Annotated in this window: 17 protein-coding genes; 7 read left to right on the top strand and 10 right to left on the bottom strand. The window is 58.3% G+C overall.

Translation table 11 applies throughout. The features are described 5' to 3' along the window. Nucleotides 1-10 precede the first annotated feature (10 nt). Nucleotides 11-649, bottom strand: coding sequence for a hypothetical protein (locus FHT79_RS29350; protein ID WP_097596374.1), 639 nt, complete (start codon nt 647-649; stop codon nt 11-13). Nucleotides 650-731: 82 nt separating this feature from the next. Between FHT79_RS29350 and FHT79_RS32275 the strand changes: the two genes are divergently transcribed. Together FHT79_RS32275 and FHT79_RS29345 are read left to right on the top strand one after the other, a co-directional pair. Next, a complete protein-coding gene (locus tag FHT79_RS32275) occupies nt 732-944 on the top strand; it encodes a hypothetical protein (protein WP_097544227.1) in 213 nt (70 codons plus the stop codon). Further along, nucleotides 941-1,141: a hypothetical protein gene (locus FHT79_RS29345; protein WP_097623389.1), complete on the top strand. Its 201-nt coding sequence runs from the start codon at nt 941-943 to the stop codon at nt 1,139-1,141. The genes FHT79_RS32275 and FHT79_RS29345 overlap by 4 nt, the downstream gene beginning before the upstream one ends. Nucleotides 1,142-1,413: 272 nt before the next feature. On the opposite strand, the gene FHT79_RS29340 is transcribed toward FHT79_RS29345, so the two are convergent. The 3 genes from FHT79_RS29340 to FHT79_RS29330 are packed head-to-tail and all read right to left on the bottom strand — an operon-like array spanning nt 1,414 to nt 3,415. Next, complete coding sequence (locus FHT79_RS29340) at nt 1,414-1,677, bottom strand: hypothetical protein (protein WP_097596361.1); 264 nt, start codon at nt 1,675-1,677, stop codon at nt 1,414-1,416. A 4-nt stretch (nt 1,678-1,681) separates the two neighbouring features. Further along, entirely contained in the window at nt 1,682-2,494 is an 813-nt protein-coding gene (locus FHT79_RS29335; RefSeq protein ID WP_183904608.1) for a Ku protein, read from the bottom strand. A 12-nt stretch (nt 2,495-2,506) separates the two neighbouring features. After that, entirely contained in the window at nt 2,507-3,415 is a 909-nt protein-coding gene (locus FHT79_RS29330) for a Ku protein (RefSeq protein WP_097544231.1), read from the bottom strand. A 335-nt stretch (nt 3,416-3,750) separates the two neighbouring features. On the opposite strand from FHT79_RS29330, the gene FHT79_RS29325 reads away from it, so the two are divergent. Both FHT79_RS29325 and FHT79_RS29320 read left to right on the top strand, forming a co-directional pair. Continuing rightward, nucleotides 3,751-3,933 (top strand): DUF3606 domain-containing protein, encoded by a 183-nt coding sequence (locus FHT79_RS29325; protein WP_097596433.1) that lies wholly within the window; start codon nt 3,751-3,753, stop codon nt 3,931-3,933. 148 nt (nt 3,934-4,081) lie between these two features. After that, nucleotides 4,082-4,318, top strand: coding sequence for a hypothetical protein (locus FHT79_RS29320; protein WP_097544233.1), 237 nt, complete (start codon nt 4,082-4,084; stop codon nt 4,316-4,318). Nucleotides 4,319-4,576: 258 nt separating this feature from the next. Here the strand turns inward: FHT79_RS29320 and FHT79_RS29315 are convergent, their stop codons facing one another. From FHT79_RS29315 to FHT79_RS29305, 3 genes are all read right to left on the bottom strand, one after another. Next, nucleotides 4,577-4,849 (bottom strand): BON domain-containing protein, encoded by a 273-nt coding sequence (locus FHT79_RS29315; protein WP_097544234.1) that lies wholly within the window; start codon nt 4,847-4,849, stop codon nt 4,577-4,579. 316 nt (nt 4,850-5,165) lie between these two features. Continuing rightward, the gene (locus FHT79_RS32270) at nt 5,166-5,252 is read right to left on the bottom strand and encodes a hypothetical protein (protein WP_244604766.1); all 87 of its coding nucleotides are present in this window, start codon (nt 5,250-5,252) and stop codon (nt 5,166-5,168) included. A gap of 188 nt (nt 5,253-5,440) precedes the next feature. After that, on the bottom strand, nt 5,441-5,707 hold the full coding sequence (locus FHT79_RS29305; protein ID WP_097596434.1) for a DUF982 domain-containing protein: 267 nt from the start codon (nt 5,705-5,707) through the stop codon (nt 5,441-5,443). A 1,297-nt stretch (nt 5,708-7,004) separates the two neighbouring features. Between FHT79_RS29305 and FHT79_RS29300 the strand changes: the two genes are divergently transcribed. Together FHT79_RS29300 and FHT79_RS29295 are read left to right on the top strand one after the other, a co-directional pair. Continuing rightward, nucleotides 7,005-7,199 carry a hypothetical protein gene (locus tag FHT79_RS29300; RefSeq protein WP_003577126.1) on the top strand — a complete coding sequence of 65 codons (195 nt, stop codon included), beginning with the start codon at nt 7,005-7,007 and terminating at the stop codon, nt 7,197-7,199. Between the two features lie 721 nt (nt 7,200-7,920). Then, the gene (locus FHT79_RS29295) at nt 7,921-9,756 is read left to right on the top strand and encodes a HAMP domain-containing methyl-accepting chemotaxis protein (protein ID WP_097596435.1); all 1,836 of its coding nucleotides are present in this window, start codon (nt 7,921-7,923) and stop codon (nt 9,754-9,756) included. Between the two features lie 494 nt (nt 9,757-10,250). On the opposite strand, the gene FHT79_RS29290 is transcribed toward FHT79_RS29295, so the two are convergent. Both FHT79_RS29290 and FHT79_RS29285 read right to left on the bottom strand, forming a co-directional pair. After that, nucleotides 10,251-10,760: an Hsp20/alpha crystallin family protein gene (locus FHT79_RS29290; protein WP_183904607.1), complete on the bottom strand. Its 510-nt coding sequence runs from the start codon at nt 10,758-10,760 to the stop codon at nt 10,251-10,253. 93 nt (nt 10,761-10,853) lie between these two features. Then, complete coding sequence (locus tag FHT79_RS29285; protein WP_028756366.1) at nt 10,854-11,327, bottom strand: Hsp20 family protein; 474 nt, start codon at nt 11,325-11,327, stop codon at nt 10,854-10,856. 217 nt (nt 11,328-11,544) lie between these two features. Here FHT79_RS29285 and FHT79_RS29280 point away from each other — a divergent pair, with 217 nt between their 5' ends. Further along, the gene (locus tag FHT79_RS29280) at nt 11,545-11,769 is read left to right on the top strand and encodes a hypothetical protein (RefSeq protein WP_028756281.1); all 225 of its coding nucleotides are present in this window, start codon (nt 11,545-11,547) and stop codon (nt 11,767-11,769) included. Nucleotides 11,770-11,809: 40 nt separating this feature from the next. Here FHT79_RS29280 and FHT79_RS29275 read toward each other — a convergent pair whose 3' ends face one another. Then, complete coding sequence (locus FHT79_RS29275; protein WP_183904606.1) at nt 11,810-14,014, bottom strand: amylo-alpha-1,6-glucosidase; 2,205 nt, start codon at nt 14,012-14,014, stop codon at nt 11,810-11,812. Nucleotides 14,015-14,030 lie beyond the last annotated feature (16 nt).

Raw genomic sequence — 14,030 nt, 5'->3', positions numbered from 1 at the left:
AACGGCAATCCTACCGAAGGAGACCGTCGCTCCCGAATTCGTCCCATCCGCTCAAGCCGATCGCGGCTTCATCGGCTCGTTCGTTCTGTTTGGCTTTTTCCTTTTTCTTCAGCGAACGCGTCAGCTTCGCCTGATACGCGGCCCGCCTGCGATTTTCCGCTTTCGCCGCTGCGTCGTCCTCTCGCCATTCATCCACTGCGCCACGGTCGAGCAGATCTTCGACGACTCGGGGGTCGAATACGTGAAAGGTGATCTTCCTTGCGCGCCCTTGCAGCCTCACCGTTCGCGTTCCGGCGCTGGGCAGGCGACCGTCTTCGAGCCAGCGCTTCCGCTCTGATGCCGTGATCGTCAGGATATCCTCGATCTCACGAGGGATGATCGGAAGGTCTGCGATGCCGTCCAGTGCGCAGGAAACGGCCGATGCCGTCGCCCTGAATGCTGTCTTCGCAGTCTCTGGCATGACGAGGATGAGCGTGCCTGCCTGCATATCGAGCGACTTCCGCACCGGGGATGGTAGTCGCGAGCGGATTTCCTGCAGAATTCCCTTCACCCTGACACCAGATCCGAGGGTCGCCACCACGGGAAGTAGCCACTCCCTGATCAGCTCGGGATCGTCGGTTTCCTTGCTTTTCGTCTTCGTCTTGGGCATGTCGAAGCAAATGGTGTCCAAGGGGTCAAGCGTCAACGGAACTCGGGAGGATTTCCCACGTTCTCGCAGCGAGGAGGACCCCATGTCTGTGCCAAACGAACCCATCGTGCCGCCGCCATCGCCACCGCCCGTCGACACGCCACCGCGCGATCCTGACCGGATACCCGGCGAGGAACCGCTTCCCGATCCCGAGCCCGACGAGGGCGCTTCTCCAAGAACACGCGCTTCCGTACATCGCCCGACGTGGGACCTTCTTTGCAGAGGCATTCGTCTTCAGCCGGAGAACGGGCAATGACCAAGGACTGGCGCGACGACCTGAGCCTGAAGCTCGAAGATTTCGTCGACACGTTCGTGGTTAAAGGCGCAAAGGCAACGGAGGTCTACGATGCCATACAGAACGAACTTGACCGCCTGAGGGTCGCGTACGACCGGGACCCGGATCCCGCAGACGACCAATCGGACGACGTTGTCGAGGAACCGTCAAACGACTAGCCGGCTTCCCAGGCCTGACCCACGCGCGGGAAGACGGCCGGCAATCCTTCGGGAAATTTTCTAGTTGAGACTTGTTGCGGACACACTTCAGGTAGAACTCTCCCACAGGCCTTGCTGATGCGCGCTGAATTCGCTGCTCGCAACGCCGCATCGCTGAAATGCTTTTGATCGCGGATGTACTGGCACTGGTCAAAACGCGATGATGGGTCGGTGCGGTTTCTACCCGGCCTTTTTTGTTGCCTGAGAGGCCGGGGGGGGGTCCTCAGGGCGGATCAGTGCCACGTATCCAACGACGGCTCGTCGTCCTCGAAGTTTCCATTGCTGGCAGCATCGTACGAGTTGATGCTGCGGCCGCCGCCACGCGTGCCATATGCCGTCAACTGAACCATGACCTCTTTCGCACGCTCAATGGCCTCGTCTTCGCTTGCAGCGTGACCGTCTGCGACCTTGATCGACACCACTTCACCGTCGTCGCCGACGAAATCTATCCGCCAGCCCGTCCTCTCGTGTGCAACCTTGGTTTCCAGCAAGTGCATGTGACTACCCGGCCTTCCTGCCTTTGAGATCGGCCTCGACGCTCTTCCGGAGCGCATCCATGATACTGACCACATTCGACTTCGGCGCGGATTCGGCCGCTTTCCCCGTCGCCGTTTTTTTCGGTTTCAACGCCTTTTTCTTCTCGTCGATGAGCTTCAGCAGGCTGGTCTGGATGGGATCGCTGACCATGTCCGGCGACCAGCGCGCGGTCTTCTGCTTGATGAGCTTCTGGACGAGCGGAATGAGATCCGGATCTGCGTGCTCGTCGATTTGCTCGAAGTAATTCTCCTCCGGTCGAACCTCGTCGCCGAAACGCAGCGTCCAGAGCACGATTCCTTCGCCGCGCGGTTCCAGGACGACCGCCCGCTCTCGGCGGCCTATCACGAGCTTCGACACACCGAAAACCTTGTCGGCCTTCATGGCATCCCTGATCACCGCAAATGCCTCGTTGCCGACGGCGTCGCCCGGCATCAGGTAATGCGGCTTCTCAAGGTAGATCCACTCGATGCTGTCGGCCGGGACGAACTTGTCGATGTCGATCGTCTTCACCGTGTCGAGCGCAACGGCATCCAGATCGTCCTCGGTGAGGATAACGCAGTCGTTCTCTCCGCGAGCGTAGCCCTTGGCTTCGTTCTCGTCCTTGACGGGCTTGCCCGTGACGGAATCGATGTATCGGGAGACGATGCGGTTGCCCGTCTCCTTGTTAAGTGTATGGAAGCGAACCTTCTCGCTTTCGCTCGTGGCCGGGGTCATGGCCACGGGGCAGGTGACCAGGGAGAGTTTGAGATAGCCTTTCCAGTAATATTTCGGAGCCATCGTCTAATCTCCCTAGCTGGCTTTGCGCTGCGGGGCAGCCTTTGAAGCGGCGGACTTCGCTGCCGCCCCGCGCGCGGCGCGCTGCCTCCCAGTGCCGGTGTTGGCGTTGGCGGCAGTGCGTTTCGGTTTGTCCGCAGCGGCCTTCATGATGCCTGCGCTCTCGCGCAGCGCGGCCAGCAGATCGTTGGGCTTCGAGACCTGCACCTTCTTCGGCTTTGGAAGCGACTTGCCTTCCAGCTTCGCCTTCACCAGATCGGCGAGGGCGGCTTCGTAGCGGTCGTCGAAGGTCGCCGGATCGAACTCGCCCTTCTTGGTGCTGATGATGTGCTTGGCGAGCTCGAGCATCTCGCCCTGGATCTTGAGCTTGGGCATCTCCTCGAAAGCCTTCTCGGAGGAACGAACCTCGTAGTCGTAGTTGAGCGTGCTGGCGATTAGGCCCTTGCCGTGCGGCCGTATCAGCACCGTGCGCATTCGACGGAATAGGACGGTGCGGGCGATGGCTGCGACCATCGACTTCTTCATCGCATCGCGGAGAGCCGCGAACGCGTCTCCGCCCATCTTGTCGGGCGTGAGGTAGTACGGTTTGTCGAAATAGACGTCGTCGACGTCGGAGCAGGGGATGAACGCCTCGATCTCGAGCGTCTTGTTGCTCTCAGGAATCGCGGCGGAAACTTCCTCAGGATCGATGATGATGTACTGGCCGTTCTCGATCTCGAAGCCCTTGGTCTGGGCTTCCTTCGGCACCGGATCCTCGGTCTGGCTGTCTATGAAGATGCGGTTGACGCGGTTGCCCGTGGCCTTGTTGATGGTGTTGAAGGTGATGCGCTCGCTAGTCGAGGCTGCCGTGTAGAGAGCGACGCCGCAGCTTACCTCGCCGAACTTCAGAAAGCCTTTCCACTGCGCACGCTGTCCTGACGGCATGACAAATACTCCGAATCATTAATACGCGACTCAAAGACGTGTCAGGGTGATTCGTTCCGACTCAAAACGAATCATTTTTCAATACTTTACGGAAATTCTCTCTCAAATTGATTCCGCCGTCACCGCTGGCCGAATTGCGCCCGACAGTAGTGGAAAGGTGGAGATTTGTTCAGTTCGAGCGCCACGGTAACCACCTTCCTCCCAGCACAATGGCGGGCACCGCTTAGGGAATTCCGCAGCCGCTTCAAGCGCAGCATCGCCATCCACTGTCTCCCGGGAACCACCGGAATCCTTGTGAGTTTGTACTGCGAACGTTCATTCGAAGGAGAAGCCCGATGGCACAGACACCGACATCCCGCGGCCGCGCACAGGATCGAGCTCGCGTGGCCGGCGGTCAGGATCACGAGGTCAAGTACGAAGCAACGAAGGAAGGCGTCTCGAAAGATGCTGTCAAGAAGGCCGTGAAGAGCGCTGGAAACGCACGGAAGAAGGTCGAGGCCGAGATTGGTCGCCGTTAGACGGCCAAGCGGTGTTGCCCTATCCATGGACGAGGCAGGTTCCCGTGAAGTCCTGTCTTTGTTAGTCTGAATGATGGCGACCCCGCTGTGGTCGGAACGAAGCAGTCATAGCCGCGCACGCCTGCCGCCGCCATGTCTGGGGTAACGCATGTCCAAGTGCTTACAGGAAGACCACCTGCTGATGTCGAAGGCCGTCCGTGAATGGTATCGGTACTACGAGGTGGAGTGGGACGATCAAGCGTCCTCCTTTTTGTGTGATGCCGCCATCGAACTCTACAACGAGGGCTGTCGCTCTTTAGAGGAGATGGCGACCGTTCTGATCGGCACTTACGTCGGGCTGGCCGCCACGCGCGTAAACGCGCCATCTTCGAGCTCAGTGCATTGACAGGCCAAATCAGATCGGGCTGCACTCGGCGAATTCGCACTGCATGTGATCCGAGCGCGTCTTCTTCCAGCCGTAGACATATTCTCCTGGTCGATTGCGGTCGCGCGCATGTTTCGTCGCACCGCTTAAACGAAGCGCTGGCGGCAAAAATCGCCGCGCTGCTCACGCGTCTTCCTGTTGAGTATTGCCAACGTCCGGGCTATCACCTGCCTGCTGACCGGGCCTCACCCGACCTTTGTCCTGATCCGATTGATGCCATTACTGGGCGGGAAACCGGCTCAGCATCCGGTCCTGGACGTTCTCCTCGCCGACGATCATCGCCGCAAGCGAGATGGCTTTATCACGGTCCGCAACGTTTGTTATGTAGCCTTCGAGCAGGACCACAGGGCCGAGCATCCTGATCTCGATCGCACTGCTGTCGATATCCTGAGCGGCGGAAAGGGTCGCTTTGATCGTCGCCATGGTCGAGGCCGAACTATGGCCCTGGGAGCAGCACTCTTGGTGGCTGGCATTGTCGGAACCGAACTTCATATCGTCCTCCTGGTCGTTGCCCTCCACGAACCGTCATATTACCTCAGAACCTAATATGAGAAGCGGGCTATGGAGTCGCCAGTCCGACTTAGGTCCGTCTTCCCCTCGGCGCGATCCAGCTTAGATTTTCCTCATCCTTGTTAAAAGGACACCAGGGAGGTTTTAGCAATGTTGCCGTTCCCAGTCAGAACCTCCCTGGTGAAGCTTTGTCGATCCATGTCGGGCGTCGCATAAAAAGCGAAGATTCGCCCTGTGAAAACCTGCCTGGATGCCATTCAGGACAATATTCCCCCGAAGACCGTCTGCATGATCTCATTCATGCGCTGGGCCACGAGCGAGATGAGCTTGTCCCCGTCGGGTGCCCGAAAGTATCGTTGACCGCTTTGACTCGATCGAGGTCTATGAACAGTACGCAGTGGCTCTGGCCTTGGGAGCCGCCGCAAGCCGGACGGCGAGTTCGGTGCTGAATGAGCTCGGTTTGAAAGACCGGTCAGAGGATCGCGCGAGGCGAGATGCTGGAGCTCCTCACGAGTTGAGGCAAGCCGTGCTGAACGTCTCACCCTCACCAACCACCGCTTCTTTTACTCGTTGTCATCGCTGAACGACGGTCAGCGCAGCGATACCTGCCTCATCGGCCGCACGCAAGAACGCGTCCCAAAATTGCTCCGGAGCGATCTCACCGCTGATCGCATCGACGCAAGCCTTCACCGCAGTGACATATTCTTCGCCGTCATCGGAAGGCCAGTCCCTGAGCAGCATATATGCCGCGTCGCCGAGGGTGCGAACGATCCTGTGAGCTGGCTGACCGCGCAGAGCCAGCCCGACGGGTGTGAATGCAGACGTTGCGTCCCAGTTCATTGTCGTCGACCTCAGGTCAGACATCGCTATTCGCGGGATAATATACGCGTGTATTCCAAAATCGTAATTGACGATTGGTTACCCGGAGTGACCGGGTGTGAAGGTATGCCGCTGGAAAGGATTGGGCGCTCTACGATTTCGTATCGGAGCGCGCTGAGCAGCATCGGCTATTGTTGCGATAGATGACGACAGCGGCAGGGCATCGAGGTCACTCGCCCAAGGTTTTGAAACTCTGTGAGCAAGGGATGTCGAGGGTAAAGATGAGGCCGATCGATATCATTTCGACGGCCTCCAAAATTCGGATTAGTTTAACGCATCGGCGATTGCCAGAATAAGAAGAGCCGGTTCAAGTTGAACGTGGCCGACCGAGGAGTGCCCAAGCTCGACGTAACTTCTGAAGGCGGGAGGAAATCCGCTGTGGAGGAGGGGCCGATATTCCATTGCGAAAATCAGCTAAGGCTTGAGCCTCCAGCCTCGTTCTCTCGCTTGACCATTGCTGGTCAACTATTGGCTTGCCGGTCTGGTGGTCTATGACCGACCACCTTCCGTTCTCGAGTGCTTGTATCTGGTAGCGCTGCATTCTCAAGCCATAGATTTAGATGTGCCTACATCAGCCTGAAATCTCATTGAAATCAACTGGAACGGAACCCTGCTTCACACATACTTCGGTTAGATGGTGAACCCCCGGTTACCCGAGGGCAAGCGGCAACTTCCATATGGCGTCGAACTATCGACCTTACTACATTGTAGCGGCAATGTTCCCATCGGATATATCGCTTGTTATACGGTGATCAGGTACTTCTGAAGCCCTCAGGGATATCGCGTCTGTCCGGAAGCTACCTGGGAGCGAAATCGGACTCTTTGATCCCGCCAACCTAGCACCTGCGCTCAGGGGCGATCCGCAATATCGCCAGTAAAGCCGTCGGCGGGCCGCCCTCGACTATGGGTATCGGACGAACGTACATCATTTGTTACTTCGCACATGCGGTAATTGTCATACGATTCAAAACGCAAAAAAATAACAAAAATCAGTTGCTTACTCGAAGTTTCTCGACTACGTTTTTTACAGAAAAATTCCGAAATAACCGGCCTCGCCGGCGATACTCAGCGGTCGTTTGATCTCGCTTGAGGAGGATCATGACGTTGTTTGTCCGACTTCGTTTCTTCGCAATGATGCAGCGAGCGCGTGATCTCGTCTCGATCCGATACGGACCTACGACGGCAATCTGACGCGTCGGAAACCCTTTGTCCCACTTTTGTAAGATGGTGCTCCGGTGTGGTGCGCCCGAGGTTTGTTATGCAAAAGCAAGCTGTCGTATTCAACGGTCAGGAAGTCGGGATCGCGGTCCCAGTCGAAAACCGCCTCAAATTCATCGCTGTCCGCTTCAATGTCATTGACCTGGACAACAGGCTCTTCGACACGGTTACCGAAATCCGGCGCGCCATTACAGAGCATCTCGCGTCCAGCGGTCGTGCGATAACCTCGCACTGAATGGCAGAAGATATTCTTCTACGTCATGCGGCGTCCGTCATGGGAGGCCGACATGAACGCAATCCCATCTGCTTCACAACGCTACCCACCCAGGGCTGCAGGGCAATCGGACGCCGGCCAGCTGCGTCTGCCGCCATGCGATAGGCACTTTCGACGTCACGGCACTGTAGCGATTTCGCGTGTCGTTGATCCCACGTTCAATTCGATTGGCGACATTGAAATTTCGCCCGATCGCCCCGCCTCGTATGACGCTCCCGTGGGGATGTAAAATGATGCCATGAAGCCGGCACCGAGATCGAATGTTGGCCCGCAAAAGAGGACCGCGAAGAAACGTTCGTGCCTAAGCTTGAGCCTCGGCCGGCCGACCTGTCTTCGATTTGTCGAACGTGATGCGCTGCCACTCGCATCCTTGGAATTCTAGCCGGTCCATACCGAGCCGACTGCCTCCTGCGCCTGCCGCCGGTCAGACGAAGCGGAACCAGCACAGCGACGCGAATGCTCCCGTCGGCGCCAGGTTGGCATTGTCACGATTCGCAATTGGCGCTGGATGCAACCCCCTGATGGTACGCGCGGACGGCTTTGCTATGTGTCGTTTGTAAGCAACGAGAATAATCAGGCCCACGGCGACCGAAGTAAATAAAGTTAATTCTAAATTAGCCAATCGGGCGAATTCTCGCAGCTACGTGACCCGCGCGGTCGTCCTCAGGAGCTGGAGATCCGAATGAAGCGCCCGAATGTCAAGCAGGCCCTTGTTGCGGTTTTATCCGTCATTTGTGCCTTCCTCGTTGTCCTGTCCTACAGTTCCCTCAGCACGATCTCGACCTTGAACGACAACACCCAGCAAATTGGTGGCTTCTGGATGAAACGCCTGGTTACCGCGAGGGATATCAAGGGGAATTTCTCCGATTTGAAGCTTGCTTACGCGCGCTATCTGTTGGAGTCTTCACCAGAAAATCAAGCCGTTGAAGCTAAACTGGTCGACGACGCCAAGTCCGCTGTCCAGACCGCGATCGATGAATATGTGAAAGGCGTGCGTACCGAGCGGGGCCGGGAACTGATCACTCAGGTCAACTCGGAACTCAAGAAGTACGGCGAGCTTGCTGAGCATATGGCTAAATTACAGGACGGCGGAAAGGGCGCCGAGGCGGTCAGCTTTTTCCGCGAGAGTATGGAGCCGCAATCCGATCTGGTCGGCCAGAAGATTTCTGATCTCGTGGCCTTCATCTTGAGCCAGACCGAGACCTATGTGGCGGCAAGCGAGGGCGCCGCACGCACGGCATTCGTAATCACAGCAATAATTGCAACTCTTGCCGTTCTGGTCGCTTTAGCCGGCACGATATTCGCCGTGCTCGGCGTCGCGAGCCCGATCCGCCGCATCGCCTCAGCCATGAAGATCTTGTCCGACGGGGATCTGCAAAGCGAGATCCCTTATGCCGGCCGCGCCGACGAGATTGGCGCAATGGCAGCAGCGGTCGAAGTGTTCCGACAGAACGCCATACATGTCCTCCGCCTGGAACAGGAAGCGTCGGCATCGCGAAGCCAGTCGGAGGCCGCACGTGCAGCTGCACAGGAGCGCGCCGAGCATGAGGCGCAACAATTACGGTTTGCGACGACCACTCTAGGTGACGGACTGAGACGTCTTGCAGGCGGCGATGTCTCTTTCCAGCTGGCGGAGCCCTTCGCTGAGGAATACGAGCAACTGCGGGAAGATTTCAACACGTCCCTCAAGCAACTCGGGACGGCAATCGGTGCTGTCCTGCAAACGGTGCACAGCATCGACAATGGAACGCGCGAAATCGCGTCCGGTGCGCAAGATCTTTCCAAGCGTACGGAGCAGCAGGCCGCGTCTTTGGAAGAGACGGCGGCAGCTCTCGATGAGATTACCACCAACGTTGCCACCGCGTCCAAACGAACCGACGAGGCCCGCAATGTCGCGCAGGAGGCTAATGTCAGTGCGGAACGTTCCGCTGCCGTCGTGTCTCAAGCCGAACAGGCTATGAGGCGCATTGAGGACAGCTCGGAGCAAATCTCCAATATCATCGGCGTGATCGACGAAATCGCTTTCCAGACAAACCTTCTGGCGCTGAATGCAGGCGTCGAGGCAGCCCGCGCCGGAGAAGCCGGTAAAGGCTTTGCCGTTGTCGCACAGGAGGTACGCGAGCTCGCACAGCGCGCAGCGACGGCGGCGAAGGAAATCAAGGGACTCATCGAAAAGTCATCAGTCGAAGTCGGCACGGGTGTGAAATTAGTCCTCGAAACGGGCCAGTCGCTTAAGTCTATCGGCGACCAAGTCTCTCAGATCAATCAGCTGATGGCAGCCATCGCAACGTCGGCGCGAGAGCAGTCCACGGGGCTCGCCGAAATCAACACCGCCGTCAATCAAATGGATCAGTCCACCCAGCAGAACGCGGCGATGGTCGAGCAATCGACCGCAGCGGCGGCGTCTTTGTCGAGTGAGGCGAGCAGACTGCGTGAACTCGTCAACCAATTTCATCTCGACAGCGCCGCCGGCCATGTGGCCGCGTTGAGAAGTAATGTCAGGATCAGGGCGGCATGATAATGGCCCGGCCGTTTCGTCGAGCGGCGGTTGCTGAGACTGTCCTCGCGCAGATCTTGGCCTCTTTTCGACTGCAACCTCTCCAAGATCCGACGTGGAGGCCTCATTCGCCTCCATGCCGCTCGGCACAGCGGATGGCGGATTCGAGCGTGGGGAATGGGTGAGCGTGTCGGCACTTCCCGTATAGCCCATCAAAGGTTCGCTGAATGGCGCGCTGCGGCGGTCGAAAACAAGCCGCCAGCCCTTTCGGCTGTTCGGTCCCTAATGTCGTCACCGAGCGCGACGGTTTGAAAATCCTCGCAACGGTATTTTCGGGAAACAATGAGTGCGAGAAACAGGATAGCTCCACCGGTTGTCGCTTAAGACGCGCAAGCCGGAAGCCGTCGCTGTTCTCTCGTTATCTGTGTGTCTGCCAGTCTCCATCACTTGTCCTCCGCAGGGTGGCAAAGGATGCGCGGCGGGTGCAGATGGCCGCCGCCGCGCGTTCGTCTCGATCAACTCTTGATGGCGATGCGCTTGACCTGCGACTGCGCCTCCTCGGTCTTCGGCAAGGTGATCGACAGTATTCCGTTCTTGAAGGTGGCGTCGACCTGGTCTTCCTTGACCTTGACACCGAACGGGATGCGGCGCTCGAAGCGGCCGTAGTAGCGCTCGGAAAACCGGCGATCCTTATCCTCGCTCTCGGAGTGCTTTTCGCCCTTCAGCGTCAGCACGCCATCATTGAGCAGGACCTCGATGTCCTTCTCCTCAAGACCGGGGACTTCGGCCGTCACCTTGATCTCCTTGTCGGTGTCGGAGATCTCGACGCTTGGCCATCCACCCCCGAGGGAGGAGGCGTTGCCGAAGGACGGCAGGCCGGAGCCAAAGCCGCGGAAGACATCATCGAACAGACGGTTCACCTCACGATGAAGCGACAGGAAGGGATCACGGTCGTCATCGCGCAAGAGACTTGAAACCTGGTTGCCATTGTTGCGGCCCCAGGGAATCAGATCACGAACACTCATGTTTCTTCTCCTTTCTGTTGGTTCGCTTGGCGAAACTTTGCTGCCGGCGCCGGACCATGCCCGGCGCCTTGCTTGCGGTCTGCTGGGGAAGGCTTAAGCCGCCTGCTGCTTGCCCTCGATCTGCTTGGTCTCGGCCTTCGGCATCTGGCCGGTTCGGATCTCGATCTGGCGCGGCTTCATCTCTTCAGGGATTTCGCGCTTGAGATCGACGGTCAGCAGACCGTTGACGAAACCCGCACTCACGACCCTGACATGGTCGGCTAGTTCGAAGCGACGCTGGAACGAGCCGCTGGCGATGCCGCGGTGCAGATATTGGAGGTCATCGTCGCTCGCCTTCTGTCCCGAGACGATGAGCATGTTCTGCTCTTGAGTCATCGCCAGCTCGTCCTGTGAGAAGCCCGCCAGTGCCATGACAATGCGGTAATCATTCTCGCCAGCTTTGACGATATCGTAAGGCGGCCAACTGTCGCTCGTCTCGGCGCGGCTTGCAGCCTCGAGCGCGTTGAACATCCGGTCGAAGCCTATGCTCGATCGGAACAGGGGTGAGAAATCGAGGTTTGTCCTCATAGCCATATCCTCCTTATAAGCAACATGGATACAAGGAGACGCCAAGAGCAACGGCGTCTCCTGGACCTGTGTCAATCCCCATTGGGCAATCGACTAATATCGATATAATTCAGTGTCTTAGAATTTCAAGGGGAGTGGAACTTCTCGGTGGAAAAAATTGAAAATTTTCCGAGGCGCCACCATATCTGGGCCGAGCGGGAGAGAGGAGAAAGTTGCTATGATAATGACCGCAGACGACGTCATCGCCGTGCTTGGGCCTGCCGACGAAACGCTGGTGGCTGAGGTCATCGCGACAGGTGCGACCAAGACTGAACTTGCCGAGGCATTTGCGTGGGCCAACAACGACGAAGCCTTGATGGGCGAAGGTCGCCGTCTGCCGACAGGCAGGGTTGCCGCGCTCGTTGATCTGCTTTCCGCCGAGGAGGAAGAGCAGGATAGATGACATCACTGGCCGCTGCTCCGGGCGCGATCGACGCAACCGGTCATGCCGTCGCGAGCACGCGGATGTTGCCCTTGCGATCGATCACGTCCACAACGACATTGAGTCCGGAACGGCGAATGGCGATGTCTGCCGAACCATTGCCGATTAACAGGTGTCGCAACGTGACCTCATCGAGGAAGCTCGGAAGGCGCGGCTCGTTCAAGCTGATCTGCAAGGCGTTCGGATCGAACTCAAGACCGAGACACGACTGCAATAACGACAAAGGCGTTGCCGCCGCCCATGCCTGCGGCGAGCAGGCGACCGGATAGAAGGTCGGTCCCTGCGCGCGCCTGCGCGGCAGGCCGCAGAAAAGTTCGGGAAGCCGCCGCAATTCGATATAGGTCGAAGCGGCAAAGAGTCCCTCAAAGATCCGCGCGGCTTCCGCGCGATAGCCATAGCGAGCAAGCCCCCTGGCGATCAGGGCGTTGTCGTGCGGCCAGATCGAGCCGTTGTGATAGCTCATGGGATTGTAGAGCGCCTCTGTGGAGGCAATGGTGCGGATGCCCCAGCCACAGAAGGACGAGGCACTCATCAAAGTGAGGGTGAGCTGTCTGGCCCGTTCGGGATAGGCGATGCCGGTGAACAGGGCATGGCCGGCATTGGAGGAGCGGACCCTGCAGGGTCGCTTGTCGCCATCGAGCGCCAGCACGTAGGTGCCAAGTTCCTCGTCGAAGAAGCTCGTATCAAAGGTGCGACGCAGCCCCTCCGCACGCGCTAAGAAGCCGGCGGCCCGTTCCGGCCGGCCGAGGCGCTGAAAGATCTCGGCCGCCGCCTGCCACGCGCCATAGACGTAGGCCTGAACTTCGGCGATCGCGATCGGACCCTTGGCGAGCGTCCCGTCCGCGTGGAAAATGGAGTCGTGGCTGTCCTTCCATGCCTGGTTGACCAACCCTTCTTCCGTCTGTCGCCCATATTCGACGAAGCCGTCGCCGTCGCGATCGCCATGGTCATCAATCCATGTCAGTGCGGCTTCGATATGCGGCAGGAGACGGTCGATGGTCGCAAAATCACCGGTTCGCCCGAGATATTCACCGGCCAACATCACGAACAACGGCGTCGAATCGATGCTGCCGTAATAGCGGCGAAAAGGAACCTCGCCGAGCTCGGCCATTTCGCCACAGCGCACCTCGTGCAGGATCTTGCCGGGTTCCGCATCTGCGACTGGATCGATCTCCGTTGCCTGGTTGGTTGCCAAGTGGCCAAGAACTCCGCGTGCGATCTCCGGATCGAGCCAGAGCGTCTCCAGCGCCGTAATCAGAGCATCGCGCCCGAAGACTGTGCTGAACCAGGGAATCCCGGCGTAGGGATAGGGGCCTTCTGGCTTGTCGGTCATCAGCATGTAGAGATCGGAGATGCTGCGTTGGGCGACTTCGTTGAAGATTTCGTTCGACGTTGTGATCGAGGCGGCGCGCGACGAAGAGGCGCGCAGGGCTCTGCGCGAATCCCGCAGCGCAAGGAAGAACGAACGATGGCCGGGTTTTCGAGTCTCCTTCTGGTCACAGCCGATTTCTATGAACAGAGACCGGCTCTCGTGCGGCGCCAGCTGGAGATTATAAGTGACATGGCCGGTGGTGAGTTCGGTCGGCTTCGGATCGAAGGAAAGTTGCGTTGATCGATTTTGGTTGTCGAGGCCGATATAGGAGAGAAAGACACAATCCTGCTCAACGACAGGAGAAAGATGGCGCCCTCTTTTTGCCCTTACGGTTCCGCGAACTTCGAAGAGATCGGCGAAATCCGCTCCGAAAGTCATCTCGATACGAATGGGCCGCGGGCGGTCATCAAAATTCCTTATCGACAGTCGCTCGTAGCACTGAGCATTCCAGAGGAAGCGAGACCTGCGCAGGTGGATGACGTCGTGGCCGAGGACAAGCCGACCCTTGTCGTCGAAGAGGTCGGGATTGGTGAGGTCGCAGGTGAGCGTCGCGTTGTCATCGCGCAGTATCGACGACAGCAGCATTGGGGGCTTGCCGTTGATCGTCAGGCTGAGATGCGAGAGATATCGGGTATCGCGATGAAACAGGCCTTCCGGGCTGTCTGGTCCCGAAACTGCATCGCCATTGTGATCAAAGACGGCGAAAGTATCGCCGTGCTTTAGAGTGAGCGGCCGGCGCTCCTGCAGTGATGAGGTAGCCGGAATGAAAAATTTCTCGACCGTTGCCATCGGGCCGGACGATGCTGGCACTGGGCTGCTGTCTATAGAAGACATTGCTCCTCCTGAAATC

Source organism: Rhizobium sp. BK212 (assembly GCF_014197475.1).
Lineage (GTDB): Bacteria > Pseudomonadota > Alphaproteobacteria > Rhizobiales > Rhizobiaceae > Rhizobium > Rhizobium anhuiense.
The sequence above is the reverse complement of the archived record's forward strand: the minus strand, read 5'-3'. Positions and strand labels throughout refer to the sequence as shown.

Coding starts and splice junctions, on each gene's coding strand:
- FHT79_RS29350 (WP_097596374.1), bottom strand. CDS start 649: ATGCCCAAGACGAAGACGAAAAGCAAGGAAACCGACGATCCCGAGCTG.
- FHT79_RS32275 (WP_097544227.1), top strand. CDS start 732: ATGTCTGTGCCAAACGAACCCATCGTGCCGCCGCCATCGCCACCGCCC.
- FHT79_RS29345 (WP_097623389.1), top strand. CDS start 941: ATGACCAAGGACTGGCGCGACGACCTGAGCCTGAAGCTCGAAGATTTC.
- FHT79_RS29340 (WP_097596361.1), bottom strand. CDS start 1,677: ATGCACTTGCTGGAAACCAAGGTTGCACACGAGAGGACGGGCTGGCGG.
- FHT79_RS29335 (WP_183904608.1), bottom strand. CDS start 2,494: ATGGCTCCGAAATATTACTGGAAAGGCTATCTCAAACTCTCCCTGGTC.
- FHT79_RS29330 (WP_097544231.1), bottom strand. CDS start 3,415: ATGCCGTCAGGACAGCGTGCGCAGTGGAAAGGCTTTCTGAAGTTCGGC.
- FHT79_RS29325 (WP_097596433.1), top strand. CDS start 3,751: ATGGCACAGACACCGACATCCCGCGGCCGCGCACAGGATCGAGCTCGC.
- FHT79_RS29320 (WP_097544233.1), top strand. CDS start 4,082: ATGTCCAAGTGCTTACAGGAAGACCACCTGCTGATGTCGAAGGCCGTC.
- FHT79_RS29315 (WP_097544234.1), bottom strand. CDS start 4,849: ATGAAGTTCGGTTCCGACAATGCCAGCCACCAAGAGTGCTGCTCCCAG.
- FHT79_RS29305 (WP_097596434.1), bottom strand. CDS start 5,707: ATGAACTGGGACGCAACGTCTGCATTCACACCCGTCGGGCTGGCTCTG.
- FHT79_RS29300 (WP_003577126.1), top strand. CDS start 7,005: ATGCAAAAGCAAGCTGTCGTATTCAACGGTCAGGAAGTCGGGATCGCG.
- FHT79_RS29295 (WP_097596435.1), top strand. CDS start 7,921: ATGAAGCGCCCGAATGTCAAGCAGGCCCTTGTTGCGGTTTTATCCGTC.
- FHT79_RS29290 (WP_183904607.1), bottom strand. CDS start 10,760: ATGAGTGTTCGTGATCTGATTCCCTGGGGCCGCAACAATGGCAACCAG.
- FHT79_RS29285 (WP_028756366.1), bottom strand. CDS start 11,327: ATGAGGACAAACCTCGATTTCTCACCCCTGTTCCGATCGAGCATAGGC.
- FHT79_RS29280 (WP_028756281.1), top strand. CDS start 11,545: ATGATAATGACCGCAGACGACGTCATCGCCGTGCTTGGGCCTGCCGAC.
- FHT79_RS29275 (WP_183904606.1), bottom strand. CDS start 14,014: ATGTCTTCTATAGACAGCAGCCCAGTGCCAGCATCGTCCGGCCCGATG.